Consider the following 21,502-nt stretch of genomic DNA (forward strand, 5'->3'; position numbering starts at 1 on the left):
GTTCTCCATGCGAGACCGCGCGCATCGAATAGAAATGCTGTAGATCGCGCATTCCGCAGAAGGCACTGCAGCCGATACCGCTTTGGCGGCCTTCAATACGACCACACATTCTGCGGCATCCCCCGTAATCTTTGCGCACTCGCCACTGAACTCGCATTGCTTTTACGGAGTTGCAAGATGACCGACTTATCGACGGGGACACCCTCGATCCTTTCCCTGGGCCAGACGAAAGTCGACGACGACCCACTCGAAACCGCCGAATGGCTTGATGCGCTCGATGGCGTGGTTCGGCATGCCGGTGCCGAACGGGCTCAGTACCTGTTCGATCGGCTCGCGGCCCACGCGTCGTCCAACGGTATCGCAACGGCGCGCCTCAATGTCACGCCCTACGTGAATACGATCGCCGTCGCTCAGCAGCCGCCGTATCCGGGAGACTTCGATATCGAAGAAAAGCTTGCCGCCGCGCTGCGCTGGAATGCGCTGGCCATGGTCGTGCGGGCCAATCGCGCCTACGGTGAACTCGGCGGGCATATTGCCAGCTATGCGTCGGCGGCCGACCTGTTCGAAGTGGGCTTCAATCATTTCTTTCGCGGCGCGAACGATGCCAACGGTGGCGATCTCGTCTATTTTCAACCCCATTCCGCGCCGGGCGTTTACGCGCGGGCTTACCTCGAAGGTTTTCTCGACGAAGCGCATCTCGAGCATTACCGACAGGAAATCACCGGTGCGGGCCTGTGTTCCTACCCGCATCCGTGGCTGATGCCGGACTTCTGGCAGTTCCCGACCGGCTCGATGGGCATTGGGCCGATCAACTCGATCTACCAGGCGCGCTTCATGCGCTATCTGCAGAACCGCGGACTGCAACGCACGGAAGGCCGCAAGGTGTGGGGCTATTTCGGCGATGGCGAAATGGACGAACCCGAGGCGATCGGCGCGCTGTCGCTGGCCGCGCGCGAGCGGCTCGACAATCTCGTGTTCGTGATCAACTGCAATTTGCAGCGGCTCGACGGACCGGTGCGCAGCAATGGCCGCATCATCGACGAACTCGAGGCGCAGTTTACGGGGGCGGGCTGGAACGTCATCAAGGTGTTGTGGGGTTCGGACTGGGATCCCCTGTTCGCACGCGATCGCAGTGGGGCGCTGTTGCGCGCGTTCGCGCACACCGTGGACGGCCAGTTCCAGACTTTTTCCGCCAACGACGGTGCCTACAATCGTGACCGCTTTTTCGGTCAGAACGCCGAACTGGCCGCACTCGCCGCGCATCTGAGCAACGACGATATCGACCGCCTGCGGCGCGGCGGCCACGATGTGCGCAAATTGCACGCTGCCTACGACAAGGCGTCGAAACACAGCGGGCAACCTACGGTGATTCTCGCGAAGACGATGAAGGGCTTCGGCATGGGCTCGATCGGCCAGGGGCGCATGACCACACATCAGCAAAAGAAGCTCGACATCGAACAGTTGAAGGCGTTTCGCGACCGCTTTCGCCTGCCGCTCTCCGACGACGATGTCGAACAACTCAAGTTCTACAAGCCGGACGAAAGCAGTGCCGTCATGCAGTATCTGCACGCGCGCCGTGCGGCGCTGGGCGGCTACCTTCCGCGCAGGCGCACAGCGGCGTCGCACGCGCCGGCCGTGCCCGCGATGTCGTCGTGGGGACGATTCGCGCTCGATACCAACGACAAGGAAATGTCGACCACGATGGCGTTCGTGCGCATGCTCGGCAACCTGTTGAAGGACGCCGAGCTGGGGCCGCGTGTGGTGCCCGTCGTCGCCGACGAGGCGCGCACCTTCGGCATGGCGAATCTGTTCCGGCAAATCGGCATCTATTCTCCGCTCGGTCAACTGTACGAGCCGGAAGACATGGGTTCGATGCTTTATTACCGTGAGGATACCGGCGGCCAGATTCTGGAAGAGGGCATCTCCGAGGCGGGCGCGGTGTCGTCGTGGATTGCCGCGGCGACGTCATACAGCGTGCACGATCTGACGATGCTGCCGTTCTATATCTACTACTCGATGTTCGGTTTTCAGCGCATCGGCGACCTGATCTGGGCGGCTGCCGATCAGCGCGCGCGCGGTTTCCTGATCGGCGCGACGGCCGGCAAGACGACGCTCGGCGGTGAAGGTCTGCAGCATCAAGACGGCACGAGCCACCTCGCGGCCTCGACGATACCGAACTGCCGCGCGTACGATCCGGCCTTCGCGTACGAAGTGGCGATGATCGTCGACGAGGGCATGCAGGAGATGATCGCGCGTCAGCGCGACGTCTTTTACTACATGACGGTCACCAACGAAAACTACGCACAACGTTCGTTGACTGAAGCGGATCTCGATCGCGTCCGTAGCGGCGTGCTCAAGGGGATGTACGTGCTGGAGCCCGCACAGATCGAGATCGCGCAGGTGCAGTTGCTCGGCTCGGGCGCGATTCTCGGTGAGGTCCAGGCCGCGGCACGGATGTTGAAAGACGACTGGAATATCGACGCGGCCGTCTGGAGCGTGACGAGCTTTACCGAATTGCATCGCGACGGCGTGTCCGCGGAGCGTGCGCAGCGGCTACTGGATCACGGCGAGCCTGCGGTGGCCTACGTGACGGCCGCCCTGGGCGCCGCACGTGGACCGGTGATCGCCGCGACCGACTATGTGCGCGCCGTGCCCGAGCTGATCCGCGCGTATGTACCGTCCCGCTACGTCGTGCTCGGCACCGACGGCTTCGGGCGCAGCGATACACGTGCGGCGTTGCGTGCGTTCTTCGAAGTGGACCGTGCGTCGATCGTTATCGCCGCGCTGAAAGCACTCGTCGACGAGGGCCGGCAGGACCCTGACGTCGTGCGTCAGGCGATCGACCGATACGGGCGAAGCGGAACCGGGCTGACCGAACCCTGGCTGGTCTAGCCCGTTGACCGGTGAGCGTCGTGCGAGCGGCGCGCGAAGTGGCTGCTCGAAGGCCTTGCGCGTCCATCGGTCCATCGCGGGAAATCCGATCGAATCAAGTGCGTCCGACCTGATGAAGAGGGGGCGTTGACTGTTGAAATGCTTGCTGTTGGAGACGAATGTGCGGGTGACACGAATAGAAGTGCCGGATATCGGCGATTACAAGAACATCCCCGTGACCGAAGTTCTGGTGGGAGTCGGACAACGCGTCGAACGGGAGCAGTCGCTCGTCGTGCTCGAGTCGGACAAGGCGACGATGGATGTGCCCAGTCCCACCGCTGGCGTGATCAAGGAGATGAAGGTCGCCGTCGGCGAGACGGTGTCGCAAGGCACGTTGATCGCGCTGCTCGACAGCGACGGCGAGCGGCAGGACGACGCGGCGCCTGTGCCTGCGGCCGCCTCGGCTGCGCGCGATCTCGCGTGTCCGTCGGCGAATGTCGCGACAGGGCTGGTGCCGGCGCTTGCGCCGGCGCCCGAACTGAACTCCGCATCCGCGCCATTGCATCGCGCGCCGGCGCGCGAAGGCGAGCCGTCTCGCGCCAGCCACGCATCGCCGTCGGTGCGCAAGTTCGCGCGCGAGCTCGGCGTCGACGTCGCGCGCGTGTCGGGCAGCGGCCCGAAGGGCCGCATCACCAAGGACGACATCACGGGCTTCGTGAAGGGCGTGATGTCGGGCCAGCGCGCGGCGCCGGGCGCGGCAGCCGCGCCGGCAGGCGGCGGCGAGCTGAACCTGCTGCCGTGGCCGAAGGTCGACTTCGCGAAGTTCGGCCCGTTCGAGCCGAAGCCGCTGTCGCGCATCAAGAAGATCTCGGGCGCGAACCTGCATCGCAACTGGGTGATGATCCCGCACGTCACGAACAACGACGAAGCGGACATCACCGAGCTCGAAGCGCTGCGCGTGCAGCTGAACAAGGAGCACGAAAAGGCGGGCGTGAAGTTCACGATGCTCGCGTTCGTGATCAAGGCGGTGGTGGCCGCGCTGAAGAAATTCCCGACCTTCAACGCGAGCCTCGACGGCGACAACCTGGTGTTCAAGCAGTACTACCACATCGGGTTCGCGGCCGACACGCCGAACGGTCTGGTCGTGCCGGTGATCCGCGATGCGGACAAGAAGGGCCTCGTCGACATCGCGAAGGAAATGGCCGAGCTGTCGAAGGCCGCGCGCGACGGCAAGCTCAAGCCCGATCAGATGCAGGGTGGCTGCTTCTCGATCTCGTCGCTCGGCGGGATCGGCGGCACGCACTTCACGCCGATCATCAACGCGCCGGAAGTGGCGATCCTCGGGTTGTCGCGCGGGCAGATGAAGCCGGTGTGGGACGGCAAGCAGTTCGTGCCGCGGTTGACGATGCCGCTTTCCCTGGCGTTCGATCATCGCGTGATCGATGGCGCCGAAGCCGCGCGGTTCAATGCTTATCTTGGCGCGTTGCTCGCGGATTTCCGTCGCATCATTCTTTGATGAGAAGAGGGGCTCGCGGGGGCGTGCGTTTTTGTCGGTGCGCCCCGTACTGTCGTTGAACCTGTTTTGCATACGGTCTGCTAGCGTCGCCCCTGCGCGGGGCGGCGGTTACTTTTCTTTGTCTTCCAAAGAAAAGTAACCAAAAGAAAGGCGCGTCCTTGGGCGGACAGCAAAGGTGGTTCTGCCCAGGTTCGCGTTCTCTTGTCAGGCCGTGGCCGGTTCATCGTGCGAGTTTCCATTCCCTCTCTCCGTAGCCAACAAGAAGGGGACGTACATGAGTCTCATCGAAGTCAAAGTTCCAGATATCGGCGATTTCAACGGCATCGATGTCATCGAAGTCAACATCAAACCCGGCGACGTGATCGAAAAAGAGCAAACGCTCCTCACGCTCGAATCCGATAAGGCATCCATGGAAGTGCCCAGCCACATCGCAGGCACCATCAAGGAAATCAAAGTCAAAGCCGGCGACAAAGTCTCCCAAGGCACCGTGATCGCACTCGTCGAAGCGTCCGCAAACGCCACCGCACCGGCGAAAGCACCAGAGCCCGCCAAGCCCGTCGCGGCCGCGGCACCGGCAGCGGCTCCGGCACAGGCCGCAGCCGCTGCCGCTCCGGCGCCGCAAGCCGGCAGCTACGGCGGCTCAGCCGACATCGAGTGCGACATGCTCGTGCTCGGCGCCGGCCCCGGCGGCTACTCGGCCGCGTTCCGCGCCGCCGACCTCGGCATGAAGACGGTGCTCGTCGAACGCTATTCGACACTCGGCGGCGTATGCCTGAACGTCGGCTGCATCCCGTCGAAAGCGCTGCTGCACACGGCGCTGGTCGTCGAGGAAGCCGCAGCGCTCGCGTCGCACGGCATCACGTTCGGCAAGCCCCAAGTCGACCTCGACAAGCTGCGCGACTTCAAGGGCGGCGTCGTCAAGAAGCTGACCAGCGGCCTCGCCGGCATGGCGAGGGCGCGTAAGGTCGAAGTCGTGACCGGCATCGGCGCATTCGTCGACCCGTTCCACATGGAAGTGCAGGGCGACAACGGCAAGAAGATCGTCAAGTTCAAGCAGGCCATCATCGCCGCCGGCTCTCAAGCAGTGAAGCTGCCGTTCATGCCGGAAGACCCGCGCGTCGTCGATTCGACCGGTGCACTCGAGCTGCGCCAGCTGCCCAAGCGGATGCTCGTGATCGGCGGCGGCATCATCGGCCTCGAAATGGCGACGGTGTACTCGACGCTCGGCGCCGAGATCGACGTCGTCGAAATGATGGACGGCCTGATGATGGGCGCCGACCGCGATCTCGTGAAGGTCTGGGAAAAGTTCAACGCGAAGCGCTTCGGCAACGTGATGCTGAAGACCAAGACGGTCGGCGCGGAAGCGAAGGAAGACGGTATCTACGTGAAGTTCGAAGGCGAGAAGGCACCCGCGGAAGCGCAGCGCTACGACCTCGTGCTCGTCGCGGTAGGCCGCAGCCCGAACGGCAAGAAGATCGGCGCGGACAAGGCGGGCGTCGCGGTCACCGAGCGCGGCTTCATCGACGTCGACAAGCAGATGCGCACGAACGTGCCGCACATCTTCGCGATCGGCGATATCGTCGGCCAGCCGATGCTCGCGCACAAGGCCGTGCATGAAGGCCACGTCGCAGCCGAAGCCGCGCACGGCGAAAAGGCGTACTTCGACGCGCTGCAGATTCCGTCGGTGGCATACACCGATCCGGAAGTGGCATGGGCCGGCAAGACGGAAGATCAGTGCAAGGCCGAAGGCATCAAGTACGGCGAGGCGGTGTTCCCGTGGGCCGCATCGGGCCGCGCGATCGCGAACGGCCGCGACGAAGGCTTCACGAAGCTGATCTTCGACGAGGAAACTCATCGCGTGATCGGCGGCGGCATCGTGGGCCTGAACGCGGGCGACCTGATCAGCGAAGTGTGTCTCGCAGTCGAAATGGGCGCGGACGCCGAAGACATCGGCAAGACGATTCACCCGCACCCGACGCTCGGCGAATCGGTCGGCATGGCCGCCGAATTGTATGAAGGCGTCTGCACGGACTTGCCGCCGCCCAGAAAGGCCTGATCGCCATCTCGGCTTGCGTGTCGCAAGTATGACGAGTTGCGGGTTTTCCCGAACGTGCGGCGACAATGACCGTTTTTGGTGATAACTCGACTTTTTATCAGAATTTTCCGCGGAGCTGCCAGGCATAAACTTGTTCATCAGGTGATGTTGTTCGAATGCCTGCTGGAGCGGAAATCGATGTTCTGCCGCGCAAGCGAGCGTTCGAACTTCAGGGCACCGGAGCCTTGTGCAAAGAGGAGACGCGGGCTATGAACGTTGCGCTGGACAGGATAGACCTTAGCATCCTGAGTGAACTTCAGGAGGACTCAAGTTTGACGAATCTCGAACTGGCGGCTCGAGTCAACCTGTCGCCCTCTCCCTGTCTCGTCAGGGTCAGAAATCTGGAGCGTCTCGGTGTAATCAGCCGACGCGTCGCCGTGCTCAATGCGTCCCTGCTCGGCCTGGGCATCATGGCCATCGTCGAGATCAGTCTGGAGCGGCAGGGCATGCAGGCGCGGGAGAGTTTTGCCGACACGGTCAGAGGCATCACCGAAGTCATGGACTGCTTCATGATGACCGGGCAAACCGACTATCTGCTGCGGGTGGTGGCGAGAGATCTCGTCGAACTCGAACACATCATCACGCACAAGCTGACGTCGCTTCCCGGTGTGGCCAGCGTTCGCTCGAACGTCGTCCTGAAACGGCTTGCCAACAAGACGACGCTTCCCATCGACAAGACGCGGCCTATCCAGATTCATGGACTGGCGCAGGCGTCGTGATCACATCGCGTAAGGTGCTCTCATGAGTAACGCAATGTCCGCCGGCCGGCCGGCAGATTCGCGCGCCGACATCGCAACGGCGTTGGAGATTATCGAAGAAGCGCGCGCCGGGCGGATGTTCATTCTGGTCGACGACGAGGACCGTGAGAACGAAGGCGACCTCGTCATTCCCGCGCAATTCGCCACGCCCGACGCCGTCAACTTCATGGCGACGCATGCGCGCGGCTTGATCTGTCTCGCGATGACTCGCTCGCGCTGCGAATCGCTGGGTTTGCATTTGATGAGCCGAATCAACGGTTCGCGGCACGAGACGGCCTTCACGGTGTCGATCGAGGCGCGTGACGGTGTGAGCACCGGCATCTCGGCGGCCGACCGCTCCCGCACGATTTCGCTGGCGATCAATCCGGAAACGGGGCGAGACGAGCTCGTTTCTCCCGGACACGTCTTTCCGCTCATGGCGCGCGACGGCGGCACGCTCGTGCGCGCGGGCCACACCGAGGCGGCGGTAGATATCGCCCGGCTGGCCGGGCTCGCACCGGCCGGTGCGATCTGCGAAATCATGAACGACGACGGCACCATGGCGAGGCTGCCGGACCTCATCGCCTTTTCACGGAGGCATCAGCTGAAGCTGGGCACGATCGCCGATCTCATCGCGTATCGCCGACGAACGGAACGGCTCGTCGAGGCCGTTGAACACGGGAGCTTCACCGAGCCGAATGGACGGCATTGGCGGATCGTGGTCTACCGGAACCGGATCGATCAGGTCGAGCATATCGCCTTCGTCATGGGCGATCTACGGGGCGCCGACCCCGTTCTCGTGCGCATGCATGCGATGGATACCATGAACGACGTCATCGGCGGTCACCACCTCGCGTCCCTGCGCGGCGCGGCGCGTTTGCTGGAGAACGAGAATCGCGGCGTCATCGTGGTGATCCGCGAATCCCGCCCGACGGCCGTGTCCGAGCGGGTGCGTGCCATGATGCATCCCAAGCCTGCCGAGCCGGAACTGCGCGATTACGGAATAGGCGCGCAAATTCTCACCGAACTCGGCGTGAAGAACATGATCCTGCTCTCCAATCATGAAAGAACGATCGTGGGCCTGGAGGGCTACGGTTTGAACATGGTCGAGCAGAGAAAAATAGAGCGAATTCACGACGATCAGGAAGTTTGACGCCATCCGGTCGCGCCGCCGTGCCGATGCAGAAATCGGGTCGTCCCGTTCCGATCGCGGGAGCGTTGTTCCGGATGAAGTCGTGACGCTCATCGCAGGGCGTTTCGTGACCATAAATGCAACTGGAGGAGAGATGAGACACGCAGAAAACCCCGACATCGTCGGCGCGCGCGCGAGCGCCGTGGCCGCGGGGCGGCCCGCATGAAAACGACGGCGGAAAATCCCTATACGATCGGACTCGAGCGCGACCCGGCGAACTTCATTGCCTTGTCGCCGCTGACGTTTCTCGAACGCGCCGCGTCCGTCTGGCCGGAGCGCACGGCCATCGTGCACGGCACGATACGCCGCGACTGGGCCGAAACCTACCGGCGGTGCCGGATGCTCGCCGGCGCGCTGCGCGGGCGCGGCATCGGCAACGGCGATACGGTGGCGATGATCGCGGCCAATACGCCCGAACTGTTCGAGGCACATTTCGGTGTACCGCTTTGCGGCGCTGTCCTGAACACCATCAACACACGGCTCGATGCCGACACGATCGCGTTCATTCTCGGCCACGGCGACGCGAAGCTGCTGATCACCGACCGCGAATTCTCCTCGACGGTGAAGAAGGCCCTGGCGCGGCTCGGCCGCGCCATTCAGGTCATCGACATCGACGACCCACAGTTCGGAGAAGGCGATCTGCTCGGCGAAAAAGACTACGAGGCGTTGCTGCAGGAGGCCGCGCACACAGAATTTTCTGTCGCGATGCCGGAAGACGAATGGCAGGCCATATCGCTGAACTACACATCCGGCACGACGGGCAATCCCAAGGGCGTCGTGTATCACCATCGCGGCGCATATCTGAACGCAGTATCGAACGCACTATCGTGGCATCTGGACGAGGACACGACCTATCTATGGACCTTGCCGATGTTTCACTGCAATGGCTGGTGCTTTCCGTGGACCATGGCGTTGGTGGCCGGCACCAGTGTTTTTCTGCGCCATACGCGGGCCGAGCGGATTCTCGCCGCCATCCGCACCGAGGCGGTTACGCATTTTTGTGCGGCGTCCGTAGTGTTGAACATGATCAATAACGCCGCGCCGGAGCTGAAAGCCAGCATCCGTCATGGAGTCAAGGTCATGACCGGCGGTGCGCCGCCGCCCGCTTCGGTGATCGCCGGCATGGAGCGCATGGGCTGGGACGTGACGCACGCCTACGGGTTGACCGAGTCCTATGGGCCGGTCGTGCAATGCGTGTGGCGCGACTCGTGGAATGCACTCGATCTCGATGCGAAAGCGCGGCTCAAGGCCCGCCAGGGAGTGCGCGGCCCCGCTCTCGAGGCAGTGATGGTAGCCAGCCCCGATACGCTGGAGCCTGTTCCAAAAGACGGGCAAACGCTCGGCGAGGTATTTCTGCGCGGCAACAACGTGATGAAGGGCTACCTGAAGAATTCGGACGCCACCGTGGAGGCATTTTCCGGCGGGTGGTTTCACACGGGCGATCTCGCGGTATGGCATCCCGATGGCTACCTGGAAATCAAGGATCGCTCGAAGGACATCATCATCTCGGGAGGCGAAAACATTTCGTCGATCGAGATCGAGGACATACTGTATTCCCATCCCGCCGTTCTGGAGGCGGCAATCGTCGCGCGTCCCGACGACAAGTGGGGCGAGACACCTTGTGCTTTCATCGCGCTCAAAGACGATTCGGCGGTGACCGAAGCGGACATCATCGCGTTTTGCCGCGAGCGGCTGGCACATTTCAAGGTGCCCAAGACCATCGTGTTCTCGCCGCTGCCGAAGACAGCGACCGGCAAGATCCAGAAGTTCCACTTGAGGGAGCGGGCGCGCCAGCTGTGAAAGGGGCGGCGGCGTAGCGCCAGCCGCCGCGTTTCGATCAGCGCGAGGACGCCTCCTTCTGGTCCACGCGAAACTTGCCGGGACTTTGTCCCATGGTCTTCTTGAACATGGTGATGAACGAGTTCGGACCTTCATAGCCGAGCTCGAGCGCCACTGCGTGAACCGACGCGCCTGCCGACAATCGCTGAAGCGCAATGATGATATGCAGACGCTCGCGCCAGCGCCCGAAGGTCATGCCGGTTTCGCTGCGTACCAGCCGCGCGAGCGTACGTTCGCTCATCGCATATCGGCGCCCCCATTCCGCGATCGTGCTGCGGTCGGCGGGGTTGTCGAGCAACGCCGAAGCGATCTGTTGAAGACGGGGATTGTCGGAGATCGGGAGAAAGACGTCGTCGGGCGCCAGCAGCGCGAGCTGATCCAGCAGCACTCTGGCGAGCCGGCCCACCGGGCCGTCCTTCGGATAGTCGGGCGGAAACCTGGCCAGTGAACGGATCAACTCGCGGATGAGCGGCGTGATCGTAAAGCTGCGGCAGTCGGTGGGCAGGCCGGCCTCGTCGGGCGGAATGAAGATGACGTACAGCTTGGCGAAATCGGAAGCATGATTGCTGTGCGGAATGCCGCCCGGAATCCACACCGCGCCGTTGGGCGGGACGATCCACCATCCGCTCGGCGATCGGCACATGACCGACCCGCTCAATGCGACGACCAATTGCCCCTTGCGATGAACGTGCATCGGCAGCTCATCCTCTTTTCCGCTCGTCTCCAGGAGAACGGAAATGACCGGCAAATCGACGGAGTCCGGATCGAACGGCTGATAGTTGATCTTCACCGGGTCTGTCATGGCTCGCGAAGCGGACATGCCGATTTCAGGATTGTTGGGTTCCACGGTTCACTCGCTTTCTGCGCCTGCCTGGCCTCGGTGAATTCACGTATCGCCGCCCTCGGTGCAACATACGGTGGGCCATCCGACTGACGCGATTTTAATCCGCCGAATCAACGATGGCGCCGGCAAATCAAAATTAAATTTGGCCCCGTCGGACCTACACTGACTCGATGTAAATTCACGAGACATCAGGTATGAAAACCGACGAATTGATTTGCACACGGATCGACGCGGACGTCGTGCAACTGACGATCGACCGGCCGCCGGCGAACGCACTGAACGAACCGCTCATCACCGCATTGATGTCCGTCTTCCGCGACTTCGCTCGACACGACGTGCCACCCGGCATCGTGCTCACCGGGGCGGGAGAGAAGTTCTTTTGTGCCGGCGGCGATATCAATGAAGTGGCGGACCATGAGCTCGCCCTGTCGCGCATGGAAGCGTTCCACGCGTTCCTGGCGCAACTCGAGCAGTATCCGAGCCCGCTCGTGTGCGCGGTCAACGGCTATGCAGTGGGTGCCGGATTCGAAATGGCGCTGCATGCGGACTACGTCGTCGCGTCCGCTGAATCCCGGCTAGGATTTCCCGAGATCAATCACGGCCTGTTGCCCGCGGCAAAAGGCATGCGCCACGCAGCGGCCCTGCTGGGTCGGCGTGCCGCGCGTTCACTGCTTTTCTCCGGTGAACTGATCACGGCCGGAGAAGCGTTGGCGATAGGCGCGGTGGACGCGATCTCCCCGCACGATGAAACGCTGAGAGACGCGCTGGCCAAATGCCGCGCGCTTTGCGCCAAAGATCGCCAGCTGTTCGCCGCCATCAAGCGAACGCTGCGCGAGAGTCCACGGATGAACGACGAAGCTCTGCTGCAGATGACGCTCGATGACCTGCGTGGATATCTCGGCAACGCGCGGACCGCGGACGCAAGATCCATATTTCTGAACCGCAATAAGAAGGCCTGATCGTGAGCAATCTCAAACTGTCGGAAACGCTGCATCTTGCGCGCATGACGTATGAGGGCGTGGCGGCCGCATTGGCCACGCAGTTCGATCGCGTCATCATTCCTTGCGGCGCAATCGAGCAGCACGGCCCCCATCTGCCGCTGAGCATGGATGCCGATCATGCTGACGCGCTGGCCGTGGAAATCGCCACGTTGCTGGGGCGAACCCTGATCGCGCCGACGATACGAGTGGGATGCTCGAAGCACCACATGGCCTTCCCGGGCACGATCTCGTTGCAGGAGCACACGTATGCCGCGCTCTGCCACGATTACTGCGTGAGCCTCGCGGCACATGGATTCAAGTGCATCTATCTGTTCTCGGCGCATGTCGGTAACTTCAATGCCCTTCATGCGATGTTGCCGGAATTGCGACAGGCCGTCGGGCCAGACGTCCAGGTGCTTGCCTATACGGATCATCAGGCGTGGCTGCGCGAATGGCGACTGGCCGTCGAGGAAGCCGGCGGCGATCCGGAATCCGTGGGCGGACACGCAGACATCGCCGAAACCTCCCTGATGATCCACCTTGATCCGGACAGTGTGCGACTCGCTCGACTCACGGCCGGCCACGTGGGTGCCATGACGACCGAGCAATTGAACCGGATGTGGAAGGAAGGCGTGGCGTCGATCTCCCGAAACGGCGTGCTGGGCGATGCGCGAGGATCGTCACGCGAGATCGGCGAGGCCTGTTTGCGTGCGACCGCGAGGCTTCTCGCGTCGGCATTTGCGGCCGAATCGTCGACCTAGAAAAAGACGGAGAGCCGGCAGCATGATCTGCCGGTATCGGCAAGGTTGCGGCATGAAAAGAATAAAAAATGCTGCGGGATGTGCGGCAATATCTATTCACGAAAACAAAAGAGACATCAAGACAGAAAAGGCATCCGGATGGATGAGTATCGCTATCCAATCTGGATGGGCTGTTTCTAAATCAAGTTAAACGACGATGTTAATTGGTTGGCGGCGTGACACTGCCCGAACCTCGGCAGCAGTTCGCGCGCGCCGTGAATTTTCGAATTACGACTGTCAAGGAAAAGAAAATGCCATTGAAATTCGGTTTTTGGTCCGAGCAGGAGACGCAGGTCGGGCATAGCTACTCGAACAGGCTTCGCGAGCTGGTTCGCGAAGCGCGCTTCGCCGAGCAAATGGGTTTCGACTTTGTTGCGTTGTCGGAGCAGCACTTTGCGCTTGGCGGCGTGTCGAGTTCGGCGCCTGAAGTGGTGTTCGGTTATCTCGCGGCCGTCACTTCGCGAATCAAGCTGCGTCCTGCCGTGGCGCTGATGCCGAAGGCCATCAATCACGCGCTGCGTACCGCGGAACGGCTGGCGGCCACCGACATCCTCTCCGAAGGCCGGATGGAGATGTATTGCGGGCGCGCGAACACGACGATCGCAATGCGCGCGTTCAACGTATCGCCGGAGGAAACCCTGCCGCAAATGGAAGAGGGCATGGCGCTGTTGCGCAAAGCGATGCGTGAGGACGTGTTCACCTTCGAGGGAAAGTATTACCAGGTGCCGCCCCGGTCGCTCGTGCCGAAGCCGTTGCAAAAACCGTATCCCGTCCTCGGCGTTGCAGCCACCAGTGCGAACAGCCATGCCTGGGCCGGCTCGGAAGGTCTCGCGGTGATGAGCCATGCGATTTATCAGGGATGGGAGAAACAGAAGGGGCTGCTGGACACCTACTGGAACAGCTGGAAGCGCGATGAGACCGGGCCGTTGCACAAGCCGCGCGCCGGCATGCCGATCTTCATCGGTATCGGCAAGACCGACCAGGAAGCGAAGGACATTTACGCCGGCGCGATCATGAACTATGCGCGCATCTCGACCGATGCGTATCCGCGGCTCGCCAAACTCGCGGACAACTACGCATACATGGCCGAAAGCGTGCCCGCGATGCAGCGCGCCGCCGAAGATTGGGACTACCTGCTGAACGAATCCGCCACCACGGTGTGCGGAAGCCCCGATACCGTCATCCGTCAGTTGGAGCAATACGAGAAGCTCGGAATCGACGAGGTGCTGCTGCATATCGACTCGGTGCCGCACGAGCAGATCATGTCGACGATCGACATGGTGGGCCGTTACGTGATTCCGCATTTCAACGATCGCAACAATATCGTCCGCCCGACCGACGAGTTGCTCGAGAAGATTCGCGCCATGCGTCCGCAGGCCGCCAACCCGAAGCAAAGTCAAGGATGAACCTATGAATACGTCTTCGCGCTATCAGTATCTGAATGTCGAACAACGGTCCTCCGGTGTCGCGATCGTTACGATGAATCGCCCGGAAATCCTGAACGCCATCAATTGGGACATGCACGACGAACTCGAACGGGTATTCGTCGAGCTGGATCACGACAAAGCGGTCAAGGCGATCGTGTTGACCGGCGCCGGTCGCGGGTTCTGCTCGGGCGGCGACCAGAAGTCGATCGACAACGGCAATATCCCGTCGGCGACGCGTGGTGGCCGTCACCTCATAAGAAACATGCTGGAGGTCGAGGTGCCGATCGTGGCGGCGGTCAATGGCGTGGCCGTGGGCCTGGGCGCGACGCTCGCGCTGTTCTGCGACATGATTTATGCGAGCCCGACCGCACGGTTCGCCGATACGCACGTCAATGCCGGTGTGGTCGCGGGCGACGGCGGTGCGGTGATCTGGCCGCTTCTGCTCGGGCCGGTCCGCGCGCGGCACTATCTGATGACGGGCGACTTCGTCAGCGCGGAGGAAGCGCTGACGATGGGGATGATCAACAAGATCGTCGAAAGCGACAAGCTGCTGGAGGCGGCGATCGATTACGCGGAACTGCTCGCGAGCGGCCCGCGCGACGCGATCGTCTGGACGAAGTACTGCGTCAACAAGCTCGTCAAGCAGAATGCCCATCTGCTTCTCGACACGTCGATCGCTCTGGAGACGATCACGTTCAATTCCCCCGAGCGCCGCGAAGCGGTGGCTTCGTTTACCGAAAGGCGCAAGCGCTTTGGAGACAACTGGAAATGAGCGCGGCACCGTGGACTTCCGGCAATCAATTCGCGACCACCACCATTCCGGCCTTGCTGATCGAGCGCGTGAAGAACGACGCCGACGCAAACGCGTTCTTTCAGAGGCGTGCCGGAGCGTGGGTGCCCACCACCTGGAAGGGCTATGCGAACGCAGTCTGTTCCGTATCCGCAGTCCTCGGCGCGGCCGGTGTCGCACGAGGCGATCGGATTGCCATCATGGGCGACGTATCGCAGGAGTGGCTGATTGCCGACATGGCGACGATCTGCTCGGGCGCGGTGACGGTAGGCGTCTATTTCACCGCGTCGGTCGAGGAGGTGCGCTACTACCTGGAGGATTCAGGGGCGACACTCGCTTTTGCCGGAAGTGCCGAACAGCTTCGGGTCATGAAAGCGGCCGATACGTCCAGCCGGCTCCTCAAGATCGTGGTGCTCGATCCGGACTGGAAGCGCTCGCCTGACGAAACCGGCATGAATGTCGTTTCACTCGCCGAGTTCGCGTCGCATTTTGACGGCGACGAAGTCGCTTATCTGCGTGAGCAGTCCGAGCTTGCGCGGCCGACGGACCTGGTGAGCCTGGGTTACACCTCGGGAACCACGGGGGCGCCGAAAGGCGCGATGCTGACGCACGTGTCGATGCTCGCGGGCGCGTTCACGTGGCCGACCTTCTGTCCGGCGATATTGTCCGAACCGCAGCGCATGGTGATCCATCTGCCGCTTTCGCACACGGTCGCGCGCATTCAGGCGACGACGCTGCCGTTGATCGCGAAGACGGTACCTTACTTCGTCGACGTGTCGGCCGATTTCGCGAAGTGCATTCAGGAAGTCAGACCGACGTCCTATATGGCGCCGCCGCGCTTCTATCAGAAGTTCGCGACCCAGATCATCAACCACGTGAACGGCAGCAGCGAAGCCGAGCGGAGAAACTACACGCTCGCGCTCGGCATCGCGCGGGAAGTGCTGGCCGATCGCCAGGATGCAGGCACGGGCGACCCGTTCAAGGAACAGCTCTACGCCATCTGCCGTGAGCACGTGTTCAAGCCGTTGCTGGCCAGAATCGGCTTCGACGATTTGCGCTATCCGTACACGGCCTCCGCTCCGGTGCCGCCCGAGGTCGTCACGCTGTTTCAGTTGTGGGGCGTCAACCTGAAAGAGAATTACGGGCAAACGGAGATGGTCGGCGGCAACCTCGCGCAGGTGACCGACTGGTCGGGGCCCGGCAACTCCGGCGTCCCGCTCGACGACCCCGCCTGGGAAACCCGCGTGTTGCCGGACGGCGAAATGATCGTTCGGGGGCCGGGGCTGTTCATCGGCTACTGGAACAAGGAAGCCGAAACGAAGGCCGCGCTGCGGGACGGCTGGCTGTACACCGGCGATATCGTCGACGTCGGCGCGGACGGGTCGTACAAGCTGATCGATCGAAAGAAGGAGCTCATCAATACGGCCGCCGGCAAATCGATCAGCCCGGTGCAGGTCGAAAACGAACTGCGCCAGAGTCCGTACATTACCGAGGCACTCGTGATCGGCGAAGGGCGCAAGTATCTGACGGCGTTGATCGAAGTCGACGGCACGCTCGCCATGGACTGGGCCAGGACGCACGACCCGTCGGTCACGCAGTACGCCGATCTGGCCAGTTCGCAGCCCGTTATCGACCTGATCCGTGAAGAAGTGGAAAAGGCAAATGCGAGGTTGGCGCGCGCGGAGCAGATCAAGGCGTTCAGGATATTCCCCGAGGAACTCACACCGGAAAACGGCGTGATGACCGCCACGCGCAAGAAACGCCGCAAGGCATTGATGGCACGCTACGCGCACATTATTGCCGGCCTTTACGACGATGCCGAAGAGCAGTTGATCAAGGAGCAGCTCGTCGGTTCAGGGACAGCAGCGTCCGTTCACCGGCAATAGGAATCGCCGGCAGCGCAATTGGCCACGAGAACCCGTCGACGGTGCGGCGTGGGTGATGAACGGTGCAACGCCACGGGTACTTCGCCACGCATGCTTCATGCAAGGACCCGTGGCGCGCCGCCACGAAGCCGCACCGCCGTTCCGTCCACCGAGAGAGGTACCGCCGTGATAGCACTTTCCCCCGACCGCACGACCTTCCGCGAAGCCATGTCCCGTATCGGCGCAGCGGTGAATATCATCACCACCACGACACCTTCCGGCGATGTCGGCATGACGGTGTCCGCGGTGTGCTCCGTCACCGACGATCCTGCTACGGTGCTCGTTTGCATAGGCCGGTCCAGCCGTCAATATGGACACTTCAGCAAGGCGGGCATCATCTGCGTCAACGTTCTTTCCCATGAGCACGAGATGCTTGCACCGATCTTCGCGGGCAAGGGCGATGTCCAGATGACCGAGCGCTTCACGTACGGCGAGTGGATCCGTCTCGTCACGGGTGCGCCGGTGCTGGCCACAGCGGCCGCGAGTCTCGACTGCACGGTGGACCGGAGCATCGACATCGGCACACATACGGTCTTTTTCTGCGCCGTGCAGGCGCTACATCTCGGCTCCGCGTGTACGGGCCTCGTCTATCACGGGCGCGCTTATCATCGGCTGCCGCAGCAGCATGCGTGACACGGCGCGGCCGTTCCCCAGCGACCACAAGGCCAGGCCGATTGTTGCCGTTCGAAGTTTCTGCTGACAGTGTCCGCCGATACTGCTGATGGGTGCGTTTGCGGTGGCGTAGTCAGCAAAGGACGAGAGCTACACCGGGACGATTGTAGGCGTTCATTATTAGCGCTAGCCGTGTTCAGAAACGTTGCTAGCGGAAATTCTCAAAGAAGCCCTGGCGAACAGGGGCTTTTTGAAGTTTTCTGGCGGCGGCTTGGCCGTTGCGTTTCTGCAACAGAAACTTGGCCAATGTTCACTAACGTTGCTAGCACGTTGCACGTGTTCTTTAATATTGCTAGCGCACGTGTCGCGTGGATTGATAGGGATCCATATGGCTTCGATCGAAGAGCGGGCCGCTCGAGCAGCGAAGATTGCGTCCGTGCTTCGACCGCTTGGCAACGGCGTGCTTTCCCGACAGCAGGCTGAACGAGCAGCACAGCTATTAGGCGTTCACTGCACCACCGTATATCGCCTGCGTCGACGTTTCCTCGCAGATCCGGTCGCCAGCACATTAGAGCCAGGGCAGCCGGGTAGGCCAACCGGGGGCAGACTGGACGCCGCCGTCGAATGCGTCATTGACGAGGCTGTGCACGAATGGCTCCCAGATCAGCGGCACCTTGCGCATCCTGCAACTGATCTTGTACTTGAGGTGAAACGTCGCTGCAGCGTTGCAGGTCTATCGCCTCCAAGCAGGTCAACAATTGCTCGACGGTGGCTCTCCTATCGCGAGCAGGATGCTTTGGCGCGAGCTGCGCTCCCGAACGCTGCAGTTGCCCCAGGCACATTCCAGGTCCGACATCCGTTAGATATCGTGCAGGTTGATCACACGCAAGCGGACATCCTGCTCGTTAGCGAACTGGACGGACAGATTATCGGTCGACCGTGGCTGTCTGTGGCTCTCGACGTTGCTACGAGATGTGTGCTTGGCTTTTATGTCGCAATGGAGAGGCCGGGGGCTGCGACGGTAAGCTTGCTCCTCTCGCGCGTAGTTCTGCGGAAAGAGCCGTGGCTCGAAAGACTAGGCGTCGAGGCTGACTGGCCGATGCACGGTATCCCTCGAACGCTGCATCTTGATAACGCGGCCGAATTCAAAAGCCGTGCCCTTCGCAGTGGATGCCGCGAGTACGGCATTGAACTGATGTACCGACCGGTGGGCAAGCCGCACTTTGGTGGCCACATCGAGCGGCTGAACAGGACCTTGATGGAGCGCGTGCGTGGCCTCCCTGGTTCGACTGGATCGTCAGTCAAAGGGCGCAAGGCGCGCCAGGCCGAAAAGACAGCCTCACTTACGTTGAAGCAGTTCGAGCAGTGGCTGGCTGTCGAGATCGGCAGGCGTTATCACTGCAGCCCCCACCGCGGTTTGTTGGGACTTCAGCCCGCGCAAAAGTGGCAGGAAACATGGCGAGCAGCGGATTCACGATGCTTGCCAGCTCAACCGGATGCCGAACTGAAGTTTCTGATCCGGTTCCTGCCAGTCGCATCCCGGACCATTCAGCGGGACGGCCTCAAGCTCTTCCTGATCCGCTATTGGCATCCCTTGTTCGCGGCATGGCGGGAAACACGCCGGTCCGTGACGATCCGCTATCACCCAGAAGATCTCTCGCGCATCTTCGTAAGCGCTGGCAGAGGCAGTTTAGTTGAAGTGCGATACGCGGACTTGCGTCGGCCTCCCATCTCGCTGTTCGAACAGCGGGCAGCTTTGCGAGCTATCCGGGCTAGGGGACAACGGGCAGTATCGGAGAGGGAGATATTCGAGACTGTTGAGCAGCAGCGACAACTGGTCGTCACTTCCCAGCGCGCTACTCGAGCGCGACGCCGCATGGCACGTCAAGCTGGCGGTTTGGTTCCGAAGAGCAGCATCGAAGATCTTTCACTCACTGAACAGCGGCAGGTCGAGCAGGTGAACTACGACGCACCAGTTACCGCGTATGACGTTGAACAGTGGTAGGGGGCCAGCATGAAGCAAGGTGATTTCGCGCATCTGCTACCCGCAGCAAGAGATCAGGTCCTACTCGGAAAAGAGGATCGCATAAAGGGTCTACTACGTGACCGGTGGATCGACTATCCCCGAGCGACTGAAGCCTTGCAGCTACTGCAGCGGCTCTATGACACGCCGAGACGTGAGCGCATGCCGTGTCTTCTGCTGCACGGCGACTCGAACATCGGGAAAACCAAGATAACGGCCAAGTTCAGGCGAGCGCACCCCAGCGAGTTCGACGAGAGAACCGGGGTAGAGCGGTGTCCGGTCGTGAGCGTACAGATGCCTCCCACCCCCGATCAGCACCGCTTTTACGCCGCCTTGCTCTTTGAGCTCGGTGCGCCACATAACCCCGCCGCGGGGCTTGCCACACTCGAGCGGCTCGCTCGCGACATCTTGCGGCGGATGTCGCCGCAGATGCTAATCGTAGACGAGGTTCATCACCTGCTCGCCGGAACGTACCGTGAGCAACGCGCCTCTTTGAACCTTCTAAAATACCTCGCCAACGACCTGCAGATTAGCATGGTCCTTGTCGGTACGCGCGATGCCGTTCTAGGGCTTCAGACCGATTCACAGATGATCAGCCGCTACAGACCATTCGAGATCCCAAGGTGGAGGGAAAGTGAAAGTCTTCGCAGGCTCATGGCTGCGTTCGAGAAAGTCTTGCCGCTACGAAAACCATCGAATCTGTCGCGACGTGAGATTGTCCAGCTCGTTCTCGAGATAAGCGGAGGGCTGACTGGCGCCATATCTACGATCCTCAACGAAGCAGCAGAGTTGGCGATCAGGAACGATGACGAGTGCATCGATATCGCCCACCTTGAACGAGTTGCCCGCGCGCATGTCTGAAACCCACAGACCGTGGCCCATCGCACCTCGCCCCTTCCTGGAAGAGGCGTTTGGTAGCTGGTTGGGTCGCATCGCGGCGCGGTATCAGACGAGCGTAGACTTGATCTGGGAATCGGGCACAGGCGTAGCGATGCCTAGCCTGACCAAGGCCGGCTGGATCCTCTTTCCCCCAGTTCCCTCCCCAACCCTGAGCCGTCTATCTCGCGCAGCGCGGCTCAACGACGGTATTCTGAGCATGATCCAGACGCCGCATGAGTGGGTCTTCGATCAGAAGTACTTGGTGTATTGCTTCAGATGTCTTGTTCTGAACGACGCCGATGTCACTGCGTCACGGTGGAAGAGGGAGTGGCTCGATCCGTCAGCCGACTACTGCCGGGTGCACCACAGCCTGCTCGAGACTGTTCCGCAATCGATTTTCGCCAGAGCTCCGAATTTCGACGCCGCGCTGCGGGCGATATCACGATATCGATGCCCACCGCTTAGGCTGAGTAAAACACTACGCTAGCAATATTAGTGAACATCGCTAGCACTCCTTTGGGCACGGCTAGCATTGATTGTGAACTCCTACAGTTGGTGCTTATCCGAAACATACCGAAACGCGGCGACGCGACTGAAATGGGAATGCGCACACGGCCATCGCTGGGAGGCTGCCCCAGCAGCAATCGTTCGGGGGCATTGGTGCCCCGTGTGCAGCCGCGACGCGGTCAAGCTTGGGCTTGAGCTGATGAACAGGATCGCGGTCGAGCGCGGTGGGAAGTGTGTCTCGGCGACCTATGTGAACAGCGCAACCAGACTCGAGTGGGAATGTGCCCAGGGCCATCGATGGTTTGCCACACCGAATACGATTCGACGTGGCCACTGGTGTGCTCGGTGCTATTTCGTCAGCGTCACGACGACCGAAAAGACTCGCCGCAAGCGGCGGCATGAGGCGGTCCGGAAGTGAGACTGTACAACTGGCTCGGCAACATGCATGAGCCCTGCACCGCAGTG

16 protein-coding genes are annotated in these 21,502 nt (G+C 61.7%); 15 read left to right on the top strand and 1 reads right to left on the bottom strand.

What is annotated here, in order from left to right:
• Positions 1–177: 177 nt before the first annotated feature.
• The 6 genes from mdeB to ACTJLD_RS40480 all read left to right on the top strand — a co-directional run bounded on the left by mdeB (position 178) and on the right by ACTJLD_RS40480 (position 10,211).
• Positions 178–2,892 carry an alpha-ketoglutarate dehydrogenase gene (gene mdeB / locus ACTJLD_RS40455; protein ID WP_431643644.1) on the top strand — a complete coding sequence of 905 codons (2,715 nt, stop codon included), beginning with the start codon at positions 178–180 and terminating at the stop codon, positions 2,890–2,892.
• A gap of 160 nt (positions 2,893–3,052) precedes the next feature.
• The gene (gene aceF / locus ACTJLD_RS40460; protein WP_431643645.1) at positions 3,053–4,387 is read left to right on the top strand and encodes a dihydrolipoyllysine-residue acetyltransferase; all 1,335 of its coding nucleotides are present in this window, start codon (positions 3,053–3,055) and stop codon (positions 4,385–4,387) included.
• Between the two features lie 274 nt (positions 4,388–4,661).
• Positions 4,662–6,443, top strand: coding sequence for a dihydrolipoyl dehydrogenase (gene lpdA / locus ACTJLD_RS40465; protein ID WP_059686297.1), 1,782 nt, complete (start codon positions 4,662–4,664; stop codon positions 6,441–6,443).
• A 248-nt stretch (positions 6,444–6,691) separates the two neighbouring features.
• Positions 6,692–7,201 (top strand): Lrp/AsnC family transcriptional regulator, encoded by a 510-nt coding sequence (locus ACTJLD_RS40470; protein ID WP_011661374.1) that lies wholly within the window; start codon positions 6,692–6,694, stop codon positions 7,199–7,201.
• 22 nt (positions 7,202–7,223) lie between these two features.
• A complete protein-coding gene (gene ribB, locus ACTJLD_RS40475; RefSeq protein WP_011548535.1) occupies positions 7,224–8,372 on the top strand; it encodes a 3,4-dihydroxy-2-butanone-4-phosphate synthase in 1,149 nt (382 codons plus the stop codon).
• 201 nt (positions 8,373–8,573) lie between these two features.
• Positions 8,574–10,211 carry an acyl-CoA synthetase gene (locus tag ACTJLD_RS40480; protein WP_226219084.1) on the top strand — a complete coding sequence of 546 codons (1,638 nt, stop codon included), beginning with the start codon at positions 8,574–8,576 and terminating at the stop codon, positions 10,209–10,211.
• A gap of 37 nt (positions 10,212–10,248) precedes the next feature.
• Here ACTJLD_RS40480 and ACTJLD_RS40485 read toward each other — a convergent pair whose 3' ends face one another.
• Positions 10,249–11,070, bottom strand: coding sequence for an AraC family transcriptional regulator (locus tag ACTJLD_RS40485; RefSeq protein WP_011694458.1), 822 nt, complete (start codon positions 11,068–11,070; stop codon positions 10,249–10,251).
• Between the two features lie 218 nt (positions 11,071–11,288).
• Here ACTJLD_RS40485 and ACTJLD_RS40490 point away from each other — a divergent pair, with 218 nt between their 5' ends.
• The 9 genes from ACTJLD_RS40490 (at position 11,289) to ACTJLD_RS40530 (ending at position 21,017) form a co-directional block, all read left to right on the top strand.
• Positions 11,289–12,053, top strand: a complete 765-nt coding sequence (locus ACTJLD_RS40490; protein ID WP_111940765.1) for an enoyl-CoA hydratase/isomerase family protein — start codon at positions 11,289–11,291, stop codon at positions 12,051–12,053.
• Positions 12,054–12,055: 2 nt separating this feature from the next.
• Positions 12,056–12,835 (top strand): creatininase family protein, encoded by a 780-nt coding sequence (locus tag ACTJLD_RS40495; RefSeq protein ID WP_059686305.1) that lies wholly within the window; start codon positions 12,056–12,058, stop codon positions 12,833–12,835.
• A 290-nt stretch (positions 12,836–13,125) separates the two neighbouring features.
• On the top strand, positions 13,126–14,280 hold the full coding sequence (locus ACTJLD_RS40500; protein ID WP_011548530.1) for an LLM class flavin-dependent oxidoreductase: 1,155 nt from the start codon (positions 13,126–13,128) through the stop codon (positions 14,278–14,280).
• A gap of 4 nt (positions 14,281–14,284) precedes the next feature.
• Positions 14,285–15,073, top strand: coding sequence for an enoyl-CoA hydratase/isomerase family protein (locus ACTJLD_RS40505; protein ID WP_011548529.1), 789 nt, complete (start codon positions 14,285–14,287; stop codon positions 15,071–15,073).
• Complete coding sequence (locus tag ACTJLD_RS40510) at positions 15,070–16,977, top strand: AMP-dependent synthetase/ligase (RefSeq protein WP_431643578.1); 1,908 nt, start codon at positions 15,070–15,072, stop codon at positions 16,975–16,977. The genes ACTJLD_RS40505 and ACTJLD_RS40510 overlap by 4 nt, the downstream gene beginning before the upstream one ends.
• A gap of 165 nt (positions 16,978–17,142) precedes the next feature.
• The gene (locus tag ACTJLD_RS40515) at positions 17,143–17,649 is read left to right on the top strand and encodes a flavin reductase (RefSeq protein ID WP_226219082.1); all 507 of its coding nucleotides are present in this window, start codon (positions 17,143–17,145) and stop codon (positions 17,647–17,649) included.
• Between the two features lie 367 nt (positions 17,650–18,016).
• Positions 18,017–19,633, top strand: coding sequence for a Mu transposase C-terminal domain-containing protein (locus tag ACTJLD_RS40520; protein ID WP_440661661.1), 1,617 nt, complete (start codon positions 18,017–18,019; stop codon positions 19,631–19,633).
• A gap of 9 nt (positions 19,634–19,642) precedes the next feature.
• Complete coding sequence (locus ACTJLD_RS40525) at positions 19,643–20,512, top strand: TniB family NTP-binding protein (RefSeq protein ID WP_112751254.1); 870 nt, start codon at positions 19,643–19,645, stop codon at positions 20,510–20,512.
• Positions 20,505–21,017, top strand: a complete 513-nt coding sequence (locus ACTJLD_RS40530) for a TniQ family protein (RefSeq protein ID WP_080465451.1) — start codon at positions 20,505–20,507, stop codon at positions 21,015–21,017. Before ACTJLD_RS40525 ends, ACTJLD_RS40530 begins: the two co-directional genes overlap by 8 nt.
• The last annotated feature ends 485 nt before the right edge of the window (positions 21,018–21,502 follow it).

The organism is Burkholderia sp. 22088 (assembly GCF_052045915.1).
GTDB lineage: Bacteria > Pseudomonadota > Gammaproteobacteria > Burkholderiales > Burkholderiaceae > Burkholderia > Burkholderia cepacia.